Annotated in this window: 9 protein-coding genes; 2 read left to right on the top strand and 7 right to left on the bottom strand. The window is 67.0% G+C overall.

Annotated features, from left to right (window positions below; translation table 11 throughout):
- Nucleotides 1-109 precede the first annotated feature (109 nt).
- The 4 genes from RW112_RS20155 to RW112_RS20140 form a co-directional block, all read right to left on the bottom strand.
- On the bottom strand, nt 110-1,123 hold the full coding sequence (locus RW112_RS20155) for a hypothetical protein (RefSeq protein WP_317783460.1): 1,014 nt from the start codon (nt 1,121-1,123) through the stop codon (nt 110-112).
- Nucleotides 1,124-1,260: 137 nt separating this feature from the next.
- Nucleotides 1,261-2,040: an SDR family oxidoreductase gene (locus RW112_RS20150; RefSeq protein ID WP_317783459.1), complete on the bottom strand. Its 780-nt coding sequence runs from the start codon at nt 2,038-2,040 to the stop codon at nt 1,261-1,263.
- A 40-nt stretch (nt 2,041-2,080) separates the two neighbouring features.
- Nucleotides 2,081-2,824, bottom strand: a complete 744-nt coding sequence (locus RW112_RS20145) for an aspartate/glutamate racemase family protein (protein WP_317783458.1) — start codon at nt 2,822-2,824, stop codon at nt 2,081-2,083.
- A gap of 63 nt (nt 2,825-2,887) precedes the next feature.
- Nucleotides 2,888-4,456: an NCS1 family nucleobase:cation symporter-1 gene (locus RW112_RS20140; protein ID WP_317783457.1), complete on the bottom strand. Its 1,569-nt coding sequence runs from the start codon at nt 4,454-4,456 to the stop codon at nt 2,888-2,890.
- Nucleotides 4,457-4,762: 306 nt separating this feature from the next.
- Here RW112_RS20140 and aceE point away from each other — a divergent pair, with 306 nt between their 5' ends.
- A complete protein-coding gene (aceE, locus tag RW112_RS20135; RefSeq protein WP_317783456.1) occupies nt 4,763-7,528 on the top strand; it encodes a pyruvate dehydrogenase (acetyl-transferring), homodimeric type in 2,766 nt (921 codons plus the stop codon).
- 80 nt (nt 7,529-7,608) lie between these two features.
- Nucleotides 7,609-8,217, top strand: a complete 609-nt coding sequence (gene nboR, locus RW112_RS20130) for a nicotine blue oxidoreductase (RefSeq protein ID WP_317783455.1) — start codon at nt 7,609-7,611, stop codon at nt 8,215-8,217.
- Between the two features lie 4 nt (nt 8,218-8,221).
- Here the strand turns inward: nboR and RW112_RS20125 are convergent, their stop codons facing one another.
- The 3 genes from RW112_RS20125 to RW112_RS20115 form a co-directional block, all read right to left on the bottom strand.
- Entirely contained in the window at nt 8,222-8,872 is a 651-nt protein-coding gene (locus RW112_RS20125; protein ID WP_317783454.1) for a uracil-DNA glycosylase, read from the bottom strand.
- A 97-nt stretch (nt 8,873-8,969) separates the two neighbouring features.
- The gene (locus RW112_RS20120; protein WP_317783453.1) at nt 8,970-9,953 is read right to left on the bottom strand and encodes an aldo/keto reductase; all 984 of its coding nucleotides are present in this window, start codon (nt 9,951-9,953) and stop codon (nt 8,970-8,972) included.
- 7 nt (nt 9,954-9,960) lie between these two features.
- On the bottom strand, nt 9,961-12,822 hold the full coding sequence (locus RW112_RS20115) for a molybdopterin-dependent oxidoreductase (RefSeq protein WP_317783452.1): 2,862 nt from the start codon (nt 12,820-12,822) through the stop codon (nt 9,961-9,963).
- Nucleotides 12,823-12,824 lie beyond the last annotated feature (2 nt).

The raw sequence follows: 12,824 nt of genomic DNA, 5'->3' as shown, positions 1-12,824 counted from the left end.
GGAAAATGTTAGGAGATGGCGAATGCCTTACGGAGTCTCTGTTTTAGAGTTTTTGTCCACATCGAGGGACTTCAGGGCGCCTGAAGTCGCGTTATCTGGACAAAAAGTCTCAGCGCTGCCAGCCCTGCTTGCGGAGCGCCTGTTTCACCCTTGAGGCCACCCACTCGGGGCCGCGCTCCATATCGATCCTGTTCACCTTGACCTGGCGCCAGCCCACTTCAGCGACGCGCTGGTCCCGGTAGGCGTCCAGGGCCTGCTGCTCCGGGCTTAGGTGGTGCAGGCCGTCGTACTCGATGCAGGTCCGGAACCTCTCGCAGCCCAGATCTGTCCAGACCGGCCTTCGGAAGACGTCGTCCACCCGGCAGTTGGGGGTGAACTCCGGAAGGCCCGCGTCGTCCAGCATGAGCCGGAGCTTGCTCTCGGGCGGCGAATCGACGCCGACCCGCAGCAACTCCAGCGCAATCCTGGCCTTGCGCACCCCATGGATGCCGTTCGCCTTGCCTACAAATGCACGCAGCTCGGCCAGCGGCACCATGGCCCGTTTCGGCGGCCCAAAGTGCCTGGCATGTGCGCTCACAATAGCGTCGCCAGCCACCACAAGATCATCCACGGGAAGCACCGAGCCAAGGTCCACCCATGTCCGGGCTACGGAGGTCAGCCTGAGACCGTCTATTGCGATGAGGTCGCCGTCGCGGATCCTGAGCCGGTGCCCGGCAACCCCTTTGCGCCGCGGCAGCGTTCCGCCGCCCCGACGGGAAAGGTGCAGGAAGCGGCCGGGTCCCCGGAAATGCGGACCGGTCTTTTTCCCCCACGGAACAGGTTCGACGACGGCGGTCACCGGGCCGCCGTCGTCGGGCCGGAATTCCGCCCACGGCGGCAGCGGAATCTTGAGGATTTCGGCCGCGCTGACCAGGCTCGCAAAAGTATCGGCATCCAGCTCGGTGTGGGACCGGGCCAGTGCGGCGAGATCAGGGCGGGAGGCCTTCGGAACGCGAATACCGCGGCTGGGACGGTGCAGGTCCGCGCCAAGAAGCCGGCTGGCGTGCACACCCGCTTCAGCCGCCTCAGGAACGACGAACGGCCGACCGCTGATCCCCTCGGGAAGTGGTGACAATCTGCTCATGCTCCATTGAGGCACTGAGCGGGCGGCCCTCTTGAGTTATCCACAGTAAAACCTTCGGGCAGGCGAGTTTTTGTCCACATCGAGGGACTTGGGGGCGCCTGAAGTCGCGTTATCTGGACAAAAACTCCATGAAGACCCTAGCCGCGGCCGATGAACGGCATGCCGGCGGCGGTGATCACCACCGAGCCGACGCTGGCCGAGGGCGGCATGCCGGCCATCAGAAGTACGGCACGTGCCGCGTCCTGCACCGGGAAGGTGGGCTCCACCCGCCGGGTTCCGTCAGCCTGCAGGGCACCGGAATCCACTCCGATGGTGCCCATGATGTCCGTGGCCGTGTTGCCGATGTCGATCTGGCCGCACGTGATGCCGAACCCCCGGCCGTCCAGCTCGATGCTCTTGGTCAGCCCTGTCATGGCGTGCTTGGTCACCGTGTACGCCACGGTCCGCGGCCGCGGGGAGTGCGCGGAGATGGACCCGTTGTTGATGATCCGGCCGCCCTGCGGCTCCTGGGCCTTCATGGCCCGCACCGCGGCGGCAGCGCACAGCATGGAGCCGGTAAGGTTCACCGCCACCACCGCGTCCCAGTCGGCCACGCTGATCTCGTCCACCGACGCCGCCGGGCCGAACACGCCCGCGTTGTTGAACAGGACATCCACCCTCCCCCACCTCTGGAGGGCCGCAGCGAAGAGGCGCTCGACGTCGTCGGGCACCGTGACATCGCACGGCACCGTGAGTGCCTGGCGGTGACCCGCCGCGGACTCCAGCAAAGGCTCCTCCCGGCGGCCGGCCAGCACCACGCGGTAGCCGTCTGCCAGCATGAGCCGCGCCACCGCCCGGCCGATCCCGGAACCCGCACCGGTCACGACGGCGACCGGCCCCGGCCGGTGGGGTGGTACAGGCCGGTGGGTTGCAGTCATTCGTTGCTCCTTGTGGGTGGCAGGGCGTTCCGCACCGCGGCTACGGCGCCGCGGGCACTTCCGCTGCCGTTATGGGCCAGCCTATGACGGACTTGGGCCGCGGGCTGGCGTAGGTCCGGACTTTGGATGTGGACAGCCCCAGCCGCACCAGGGATTCAGCGATGGTCACAGCCGCCGCCACTCCATCCACCACCGGGACACCCGCACGCCGCCGGATCTCCTCGTCCAAGCCTGCCATCCCGCCGCAGCCCAGGACAATGACCTCGGCCTTGTCGTCGCGGACGGCGATCAGCGACTGTTCGATGATCGCTTCGACGGCCCGCTCCGGTTCCTCCTCCAGCTCCAGGACGGCCATGCCGCTGGCCCGCACCGAGGCACAGCGCGCATCGAGGCCGGCCAGCTTCAGCCGGTCCTCGATGAGCGGCACCGCCCGGTCAAGGGTGGTGACCACGGAATATTTGTGGCCAAGGAACATCGCCGTGGAGGCTGCCGCCTCGGTGATGTCGACGACGGGAACGTCCAGGAGCTCCTGCAGCCCCTCGCGGCCGTGCTCGCCGTACCCGGCCTGGATGACGGCGTCGAACGGTTCCGGGTAGTTGACCACGGCGTCCATGACGGCGATCGCGGCGAGGTAGCTTTCGAAGTTTCCCTCGCAGGAGTCCGCGCCGAACCGCGGCGTGATTCCGACGATCTCCGTTCCCGGCGCTGCGACGGACCGTGCCTGGGCGGCGATGGAGTCGGTCATGGACTGGGTGGTGTTCACGTTGGCAACGAGTATGCGCATGGTGGGGTCTTCCGTTGTCGTGCTGGCCGGGGCGGTCAGTGGGTGCTGGTCAATGCGGGCTGGTCAGTGTGTGCTCGCCACGGCGATGGCTTCGCCGTCCACGTCTTCGAGCCGCTGCGAGCGGTCCGCGATGACGTAGTACACCACCGCGGCGATGCCGGCAGCGAAGAACCAGGCGAACGGGGCGGCGGCCTCGAGCGCCGGAACGAACGCTATCAGGAGCGCGACGGCGGCGGCCGGGACCATGGCGATGATCGCCCGGGGGTTGAAGCCCTTCTTGTAGTAGTACGCTCCGGCAGGATCTTCCGTGTACAGCTCAAGGACGTTGACCCGGCCGCGCCGCAGCAGCCAGTAGTCGGCCATCACGACGCCGAACAACGGGCCGAGCAGGGCACCGAGGCCGCCCAAGAAGTACACGATCACCAGCGGGTTGTTGTACATGTTCCACGGCAGGATGATGAGTCCGATGGTGCCGCTGACCCAGGCCGCCTTGCGGAAGTTCAGGTGCTTCGGGAAGAGGTTGGTCAGGGCGTAGACCGGAGCCACGAAGTTGGCCATCAGGTTCACGGCGATGGTCAGGATCAGCAGCGCGAGGCAGGCCAGGACCAGGAACAGCGTGTTCGGGATGGTCTGGACGATGTCCGACGGGCTCTGGATGACTGTGCCGTTGATCTTGAACTGGCCGCCGGCCATGACCACCACGATGGCGCCGAAGAGGAGCATGTTGATGGGGATGCCCCAGAAGTTGCCGCGCACCACTGCCTTCTTGGAGACGGCGGACCGGGTGAAGTCGCAGAAGTTCAGGACGAACGTTCCGTAGATGGCCACCCAGAGCGCACCGCCGGCGAAGATGGTGCGCCACATCTCCGCGCCTTCGAGGGCGTTGTCCGAAGCCCAGGCAATGGAACCGCCGGCCTCCACGAAGATCCAGATGGCAATGGCCGCCATGGTCACCAGGATGACGGGGCCCGCAAACGCCTCATACTTTCGGATCATTTCCATGCCGAAGCTGACGATGACCAGCTGGACGATCCAGAGGAACACAAAGGAGGCCCAGCCCAGCGTGGAGAGGCCGAGGACGGAGTTGGTGTCCAGCTCACGCAGTGAAGGGACCATGGCCACCAGCATGACGCGGAGCACCACCGACGCCAGGTAGGTCTGGATGCCGAACCAGGCCACCGCCACCGCACCGCGCAGGAGGCTGGCAATCTGGGCACCCCTGATACCGAAGCTGATCCGGCTCATCACGGGAAAAGGCACACCGGTCTTGACGCCCATAAAGCCCGAGAAGCTCAGCAAAGCGAAGAGCAGGATGGCGCCCACGCCGAGGGCCAGGAGGATCTGCCAGCCGCCGAGGCCCAGTGCGAAGAGCCCGATGGCAAAGGCATAGTTTCCGAGGCTGTGGACGTCGTTGGCCCACAGGGTGAAGATGCTGTAGCTCGTCCAACGCCTGCCTTCCCGCTTCGTCGGGGCAAGGTCGATGTTGTACAGGCTGGGGCTGATGGTGCGCCCGGACGCGGCGCTTGCTGATTCGCACAGGGCGTCGATGCCCGTTGCGTGATGGACCGGCTGGCCCGACGACGCTGTCGGGCCGGGAGCGGTTTCGACGCCGACTGATGGGGTCGTCTGCATCTGGATCTCCAGTTCTAGGGGACGGGTAGGGGCGGAAGTTCGCACTTCCGGCAATATTCCATAAAGTGGAAAGTTGGTTTTGAGGAGTGGAATAACTTTATGACGTGGATCACCTCGCGGTCAAGGAAGCCACACTCCGCCGGACTGTCACATTCCGTCCACAGGGGGCAGGGTTGCCACCCGGGGGCGGATGACACCTCGCCGCCTTGACCGCCTGGCCGCTTCTGCATAATCTCGAATGGCAAGAATGTTTTCTCACAATACGAAACCAAAAGCCCCCACATTCAACGATGAAAAGAGGCTGCCATGACTGCAGGAGAAGATACCTCCCATATCCTCAGCGGGTTGACTAACCAGCTGCCTGATCGTGATCCGGAAGAGACCGCCGAATGGATTGAGTCCCTGGATACGCTGATCAGGGAACAGGGCACCGAGCGTGCCCAGTACATCATGCGCAGTCTCCTGCAGCGTGCCGGCGCCCAGAGCGTCGGGGTTCCGATGGTCACCACCACGGACTATGTGAACACCATCCCGGCGGACCAGGAAGCTGAGTTCCCGGGCAACGAGGAATACGAACGCCGCTACCGGGCCTACATGCGCTGGAACGCCGCGGTGATGGTGCACCGGTCCCAGCGGCCGAACATCGGCGTGGGCGGGCACATCTCCACCTACGCCGGCGCCGCGACCCTGTACGAGGTCGGCTTCAACCACTTCTTCCGCGGCAAGGACCACCCCGGCGGCGGGGACCAGGTCTTCTTCCAGGGCCACGCCTCCCCCGGCATGTACGCCCGCGCGTTCATGGAAGGCCGGCTGACCGAGGAGGACCTGGACGGGTTCCGGCAGGAAAAGTCCAAGGCCGGGCACGCCCTGTCCTCCTACCCGCACCCGCGGCTGATGCCGGAGTTCTGGGAATTCCCCACCGTGTCCATGGGCATCGGGCCGATGAACGCGATCTACCAGGCGCAGTCCAACCGGTACCTGCACAACCGCGGCCTGAAAGACACCTCGGACCAGCAGGTCTGGGCGTTCCTGGGCGACGGGGAAATGGACGAGCCCGAGTCCCGCGGCCTGCTCCAGCTCGCCGCGAACGAGAACCTGGACAACCTGAACTTCGTGATCAACTGCAACCTCCAGCGCCTGGACGGGCCGGTGCGCGGCAACGGCAAGATCATGCAGGAACTCGAGGCGTTCTTCCGCGGCGCGGGCTGGAACGTCATCAAGGTCGTCTGGGGCCGGGAATGGGACGCGCTGCTCTCCAAGGACTCCGACGGGTCGCTGGTGAAGATCATGAACGAGACCCCGGACGGGGACTACCAGACCTACAAGGCCGAATCCGGCGGGTTCGTCCGCGAACACTTCTTCGGCAAGACCCCGCAGACCAAGGACATGGTCGCGGACCTGACCGATGACCAGATCTGGAACCTCAAGCGCGGCGGCCACGACTACCGCAAGGTCTACGCCGCGTACAAGGCAGCGACCGAATTCAAGGGCAAGCCCACCGTGATCCTGGCCAAAACGGTCAAGGGCTACGGACTCGGCCCGCACTTCGAAGGCCGCAACGCCACCCACCAGATGAAGAAACTCACCCTCGACGACCTCAAGGAGTTCAGGGACTACCTCCGAATTCCCATTACCGACGCCCAGCTCGAGGAGGACCCGTACAGCCCGCCTTACTTCCACCCCGGAGCAGACGCGCCCGAGATCGCCTACCTCCTCGAACGCCGCGCGGAACTCGGCGGCTATACGCCCGAGCGCCGTCCCAACCACGCGGCCATTGAACTGCCCGAAGCCAAGACGTTCGACGTCGCCAAGCGGGGCACCGGCAAGCAGCAGGCAGCCACCACCATGGCCTTTGTCAGGCTCCTCAAGGACCTGCTCCGCGACAAGAAATTCGGGCACCGGATCGTTCCCATCGTCCCGGACGAATCACGAACCTTCGGCATGGACGCGTTCTTCCCGACCGCCAAGATCTACAACCCGGGCGGCCAGAACTACCTGTCCGTGGACCGGGACCTGGTCCTGGCCTACAAGGAATCCGCCCAGGGCCAGCTCATCCACCCCGGCATCAACGAAGCCGGCGCCGTCGCAGCCTTCACCGCCGCCGGCACCGCCTACGCCACCCACGGCGTCCCGCTGATCCCGGTCTACGTGTTCTACTCCATGTTCGGCTTCCAGCGCACCGGCGACGCCTTCTGGGCAGCAGCGGACCAAATGACCCGCGGCTTCATCATCGGCGCCACCGCAGGACGGACCACCCTCACCGGCGAAGGCCTCCAGCACGCCGACGGACACTCCCCCATCCTCGCCGCCACCAACCCGGCAGTGGTCACCTACGACCCCGCCTACGGCTACGAAATGGGCCACATCGTCCGCGACGGCATCGAGCGCATGTACGGGGAACATCCCGACGGCGGTCCGGCCGGTTCCGCGGCCGACCGTAACCTGATGTACTACATCACCGTCTACAACGAACCCATCACCCAGCCCAACGAACCCGAGAACCTCGACGTCAACGGTGTGCTGAAAGGCATCTACCGGGTGTCGGCGTCGGAGGCTGCAGGTCCCAAGAGCCAGATCCTGGCCTCGGGTGTCTCCGTCCCCTGGGCCCTCGAAGCCCAGCGGATCCTGGCCGAGGACTGGGGCGTCTCCGCGGACGTCTGGTCCGTCACGTCCTGGAACGAACTGCGCCGCGACGGCCTGGCCGCCGAGGAGGAGGCCTTCCTGAACCCGGGCGAACCGGCACGCGTGCCGTTCGTCACGGCTCAGCTCGAAGGTGCCACCGGCCCCATCGTGGCAGTCTCGGACTACATGAAGGCCGTCCCGGACCAGATCCGCCAGTTCCTCCCGAACGAGTTCGCCTCGCTCGGTGCCGACGGCTTCGGCTTCTCCGACACCCGCGCAGCCGCACGGCGCTTCTTCAAGAACGACACCCACTCCATCGTGGTGAAGACGCTGCAAATGCTCGCGGCGAGGGGCGACGTCGAGGAGGGCGCGCCGTCGTACGCCATGGACCGCTACAAGCTCCTGGACGTCAACGCCGGCACCACCGGAGGAGCAGGCGGCGAAGCCTGACGCCATCGAGTGGGCAGTTGACGGCAGTGTTCCGCCCCGGGACTGCCGTCAACTGCCACCTGGGTGCGTAGGCTGGGGCGATGGCTGACTTAGGGGAACGGAGCACGACGGCGGTGCTCCTCGCCGCAGGTTCCGGGTCCCGCCTGGGGCTAGGGCCCAAGGCCCTGCTCCCCTTCCGTGGCCGCACCCTGGTGGAAGTCCTCGCCGGGGTGCTGCTCGACGGCGGGTGCCGGGGCGTCGTGGTCGTCACCGGTGCCGGGGCTGCGAGGGTCGCTGAAACGGCCGACTTGTCCGCGTACACCGTGATCGACAACGAAGGCTGGCAGGACGGCATGGGCGGCTCGTTCCAGGCGGGGGTTGCGGCCGCGCCGGCCGGGGACCACGTACTGGTGGCGCTGGTGGACCAGCCCGGCCTGACCCCGGAAACGGTGGGCCGGCTCCTGGCACTCCACCGTCCGGGCCGCGTAACGGCCGCCGCCTACCGCGGACCGGACGGCACTCTGCAGCGCGGCCACCCGCTGCTGCTGGACGCCATCCTCCGTGCCGACGCGGCGGAATCAGCAACGGGCGACGCCGGTGCCCGGCATTTCCTGCAGGCCCACCCGGAACTCATCGACCTGGTGGACTGCACGGACCAGTCCGGCGGCGAAGACCTGGACACACCGGACCAGCTGGGACTGCTCGGATAACCAGTCAGGGCTGCATCCCCGCTTCCATCAGCTCCTCCAGTCCCCGCTTGAAGCCGGCCCGGCCGCCATGGGCCGGATGCCTGATCTTCGGCACGTCGAAGCCGCTCCGTTGCAGGCTGCGGTGCGCCACATTGCCCACGGCCACCACGGATTCGATCGGAAAGAGCTGAGTCAACGCCTGCCAAAAGGGAGTTCCGAGGGCTGCTTCGGCCGGCTTCGGGGTGCGGTTGGACAGCGGCCGCCCCGGCACATGGGTATGCCACGGGCAGGCACTCCACAGCAAGGGCAGGAATTCCAGCTCGGAGAGGACCTGCCACATCACCGTTGCGGTGGGCTCGGACGGAATGCCTGCAGCTTCCGCCGGCAGGACGTAGCCCTTTCCCGGCCCGAAGAGCCCGAAGCTGTTCGCGGGCCCCTCGAACATGGTGCGGTTGGTGAAAGGGACACCCGTGATCCTCATGCCCCTGAAGCCGGGGGCCTCCCCCACCAGCAGCACCTTCGGGGAGCGGTCCAGCATTTCCTGCAGGTAGATTCCCAGGTTCCGCTGTCGCTGGGCATTGGCCGGGACGGCGTGGTTAAAGAAGTTGTTGCACCCCGGCCCTGTGGCCACAGCAGCGAGCCGGTCAACAAAGGCGCTGATGGATGGCGTACTCACACAACTCCCCCTAGGTTCGAAGCGCGAACGGGCAGATAAGAACCTCAGATGCCCCGACTAAGGGCCCTAACTGCCCGTTCGCGCTAAGAGGGCCCGGCTACCAGCGCGGGTGGATCGTCTCGCGGAAGTAGCGGTCGTAGATTTCATGGACGCCGACGTCGAACGTTGCGTCAATGCCGCTGACCGCCGCGGCCGCGGCATTGGAGCGGGCCTGCTCCACATTCCGGGCGCCCGGGATCACCGTGCTGACGCCGTCCTGCGCGGCAATCCAGGCGATGGCCGCCTGGGCGGTGCTGACGCCGTCGGGCACCAGTTCCTCGAATTCGGCCACCGCTTTGAGGCCCTGCTCGAAATCCACGCCGGAAAACGTCTCCCCGACGTCGAACGACGAGCCGGTGCGGTTATAGTTCCGGTGGTCGTTCTCCGCGAAGGCGGTATCGGAGGTGTACTTGCCGGAGAGCAGGCCCGAGGCGAGCGGGACGCGGGCGATGATGCCCACACCGGCGGCCTCGGCCGCAGGCAGCACTTCGTCCAGCGGCTTCAGTCGGAAGGCGTTGAGGATGATCTGCACCGTGGCCGTGCCGTCGTGGCGGATGGCCTCAAGGGCTTCGTCCGTCCGCTCCACGCTGACGCCGTAGTTCCGGATGGCGCCCTCGGCCACCAGGGTGTCCAAGGCGTCGTACATTTCGGCGTTGCTGTAGACGGCGGTGGGCGGGCAATGCAGCTGGACCAGGTCCAACTGGTCGGTGCCCAAGTTGCGCCGGGACCGGTCCGTCCACTCGCGGAAGTTGGCGAGGTTGTAGTTCTCCGGCTGCTGGTCCATCCGGCGGCCCATCTTGGTGGCCACCATGATGTCCAGGCCCGGGTTGTCCGCCAGGAAGGCGCCGATGGCCTGCTCGCTGCGGCCGTCGCCGTAGACGTCCGCGGTGTCAAAGAACGTGACGCCCTCTTCCACCGACGCCGCCAGGATGGCCTGCGCCTGGGCGGGGTCCACGCTGCCCCAGTCCGCGCCAAGCTGCCAGGTCCCCAGTCCGACGATGGAGACGTTCCGTCCGGTCTTGCCCAACATTCGCTTTTCCATCATCCGACTATAGGCCGTTAGCGCTCTCACGGTCAGAGGCGAGCCCCGCTTCCTTAAGCCCCAGGTAGATCTTGTCCCGGGCAATGGGCAGTTCTGCGAACCTCACACCAGTGGCGTTGCGGATCGCATTCGCGAGCGCCGGTGCCACCGGGTTGAAGGGGCTTTCGCTCATCGACTTCGCCCCCATTGGGCCCAGCTTGTCGCTGGTTTCAGCGAAGTACACCTCGCTGCGTGGCACGTCCGCGAAGGTGGGGATGTGGTACTGCCGCAGGATGTCCGTGGTGACTTTCCCGCCGTCGTCCACTTTCACTTCCTCGTACAGCGCTGCGCCGAGGGCCTGCGCGATCCCGCCTTCGATCTGCCCGCGGCACTGCCGCGGGTTGACCACCACGCCCGCGTCCGCCGCCTGGACGCTCTGCAGGATCTTCAGCTCGCCGGTGCCGGTGTTGACGGCCACGCGGAAGCCTTGGACGTTGAACGCGACCGACCGCGGCGTCCCGCCCCAGTGCCCCTCAGTGGCAAGCTCGACGCCGGCCGCTTCGGCGGCGTCGTAGATTTCCGCCAGCGGCACGCGGGTTCCCTCGCACACGACGGCGTCTTCCTCCAGCACGCAGCCGGAGGACTGGACCTGCCGGATGCCGGCGGCGAACGCGCGGATCCGGACCGCGAGCTCTTCCGCCGCGGCGAGGGTGGCCTTGCCCGCCACCACGGTTCCGGCCGACCCAAAGGCGCCGGTGTCGTGCTGCACCAGGTCCGTATCCGACTGGCGCACGGTGACGCGCCCCGCCGTCGTGGACAGCGCGGTGGCCGCGAGCTGCGCGTGGACAGTGGTGGTGCCGTTGCCGAATTCGGCGGTCCCGACGTCGGCGGCGTACGTGCCGTCCGGAAGGAGCCGGAGCCTGGAGTGGGCAAAGTGGCCGCGCGGCGGGACGGTGTCGATCATGGACAGCGCCGTCCCCTCCCCCGTGACCCAGTCCGGGCCCAGGTCGTCCAGCCCGGCGGCCCGGTACCGTTCGAGCCCCCGGGCCAAGGCGTCCTGCACCAGGCTGGTGCACTGGTCCAGGCCGTAGCTGCCGTAGTGCACGTCCTCTTCCGGCTCGGAGTGCGTGGAGAGCATGTCGTCGCCCTCGAGGACCATGTTGCGGCGGCGGAACTCCAGCGGATCCATCCCGATGCCGGTGGCCAGCTCGTCGATGCCGGACTCGATGGCGAAGATCATCTGGCTCAGGCCGTAGCCGCGGAACGCCCCGGACGGCACGGTGTTGGTGTACACGGCATGCGCGTCCACCTTCTTGTTGGCGCACTTGTACACGCCCAGGGATTCGCCGCAGCCGTGGAACATCACGCCGGGGGCATGGTTGCCGTACGCGCCGGTGTTGGTGAGGACGTCCAGCTGCAGCGCCGTCAGCCTGCCGTCTTTGCTGGCTCCGGCCTTGAGGTGGATGGTGAACGGGTGCCGGGTGGTGGCGGACGTGAACTGCTCCGTCCGGGTGAATTCGAGCTGCACGGGACGCTTCAGCTTCATCGCGGCGAGGGCAACGACGTCCTCCGTGAGCACCTCCTGCTTGCCGCCGAAGCCGCCCCCCACCCGGCCGGCCACCACGCGGATCTGCTCCTCGGGCATGTCAAAGACCCGGGACAGGGTGCGGCGGACCAGGAACGGGACCTGGCTGGAGGTGCGGACCTGGAGCCGGCCATCCTGGTCCACGGAGGCGATGGCGGCGTGCGTTTCCAGCGCCGTGTGCTGCACGCGGTGGGTCCGGTAGGTCTGTTCATGGATAAAGTCGGCTTCGGCAAACCCGGCGGCCACGCTGCCCAGTTCCGAATGCAGCTCCGCCACAACGTTCTGTTCGGGCCGGCTGATGCGCGCCGTGGCGGCGTCCTTTTCCCCGTGGACCGCCGGAGCTCCCGGGCGCATCGCTTCCTCGGGCGTGAAGACCGCGTCCAGCACCTCGTATTCGACGTTGAGGGCGCGGACGCCGGCCTCCGCCGCAGCCACGGACTCCGCGACGACGGCGGCGACCTTCTGTCCGATGAACCGCACCACGTCATCCAGGACGCGCGTGTCATCCGGATCGTCCGTGTAGAGCTCGTGCTGGGCGGTGGAGAACAGCTGCGCCGGGGCGTCCTCGTGGGTGAAGACGGCCACCACACCGGGTACCTGGAGGGCGGCGGTTGAGTCGATGGAGATGACCCGGGCGTGGGCGTGCGGCGACCGCAGCAGCTTCAAATGCAGCAGGCCGGGCAGTTCCTCCGCGGGCACGTCCAGGGTGTAGCGCGCCTTCCCCGTCACGACGGCGAGGCTGGCAGGGGCGGGCACGTCGTCTCCCAGCTGGCCCGGTTTCGGCTCGGGCTGGCCTTCGCCGCCGATCCCCGAACCGGGGCCCTTGGGGTCCGGGTGTCCTTCGCGGCCGCAGACGGCATCGTCGATGGCCCGGTAGCCGGTACAGCGGCAGAGGTTGCCTTTGAGGTTCCGTGGCAGGTTTTCCTTCTGCTCCTCGGTGAACGTGGCGGCCGTCATCACCATGCCGGCCGTGCAGAATCCGCACTGGAATCCCTGGCGGTCCAGGAACTGCTGCTGCATCGGGTGGAGGGCCCCGGCGTCTTCGGAACTGCCGCAGGTGTCTGCGAGGCCCTCGACGGTGGTGACGGCGTGGCCTTCCGCCCGGACAGCCGGGTAGATGCAGCTGTGCACGGGCGTGCCGTCCACATGGACCGTGCAGGCACCGCAGTCGCCGCCGTCGCAGCCTTTCTTGACGCCGAAGTTGCCCTGCTCCCGCAGGAACGTGCGCAGGCACTGGCCGGGGCGCGGTTCGGCCGAGGCGGGGACGCCGTTGATGTCGATGGTGCGGGTGGTGGTGTTGGCCATGC

Origin of the sequence: Arthrobacter sp. B10-11 (assembly GCF_033142195.1) — a bacterium.
Taxonomy (GTDB): Bacteria; Actinomycetota; Actinomycetes; order Actinomycetales; family Micrococcaceae; genus Arthrobacter; species Arthrobacter oryzae_C.
Note: the sequence above shows the minus strand (reverse complement) of the source record. Positions and strands in the feature narration are given on the sequence as shown.

Excerpts from the sequence above, each read along its gene's own strand:
- RW112_RS20115 (WP_317783452.1), bottom strand. The coding sequence starts at position 12,822 with ATGGCCAACACCACCACCCGCACCATCGACATCAACGGCGTCCCCGCC.
- RW112_RS20145 (WP_317783458.1), bottom strand. The coding sequence starts at position 2,824 with ATGCGCATACTCGTTGCCAACGTGAACACCACCCAGTCCATGACCGAC.
- aceE (WP_317783456.1), top strand. The coding sequence starts at position 4,763 with ATGACTGCAGGAGAAGATACCTCCCATATCCTCAGCGGGTTGACTAAC.
- RW112_RS20120 (WP_317783453.1), bottom strand. The coding sequence starts at position 9,953 with ATGGAAAAGCGAATGTTGGGCAAGACCGGACGGAACGTCTCCATCGTC.
- nboR (WP_317783455.1), top strand. The coding sequence starts at position 7,609 with ATGGCTGACTTAGGGGAACGGAGCACGACGGCGGTGCTCCTCGCCGCA.
- RW112_RS20140 (WP_317783457.1), bottom strand. The coding sequence starts at position 4,456 with ATGCAGACGACCCCATCAGTCGGCGTCGAAACCGCTCCCGGCCCGACA.
- RW112_RS20150 (WP_317783459.1), bottom strand. The coding sequence starts at position 2,040 with ATGACTGCAACCCACCGGCCTGTACCACCCCACCGGCCGGGGCCGGTC.
- RW112_RS20155 (WP_317783460.1), bottom strand. The coding sequence starts at position 1,123 with ATGAGCAGATTGTCACCACTTCCCGAGGGGATCAGCGGTCGGCCGTTC.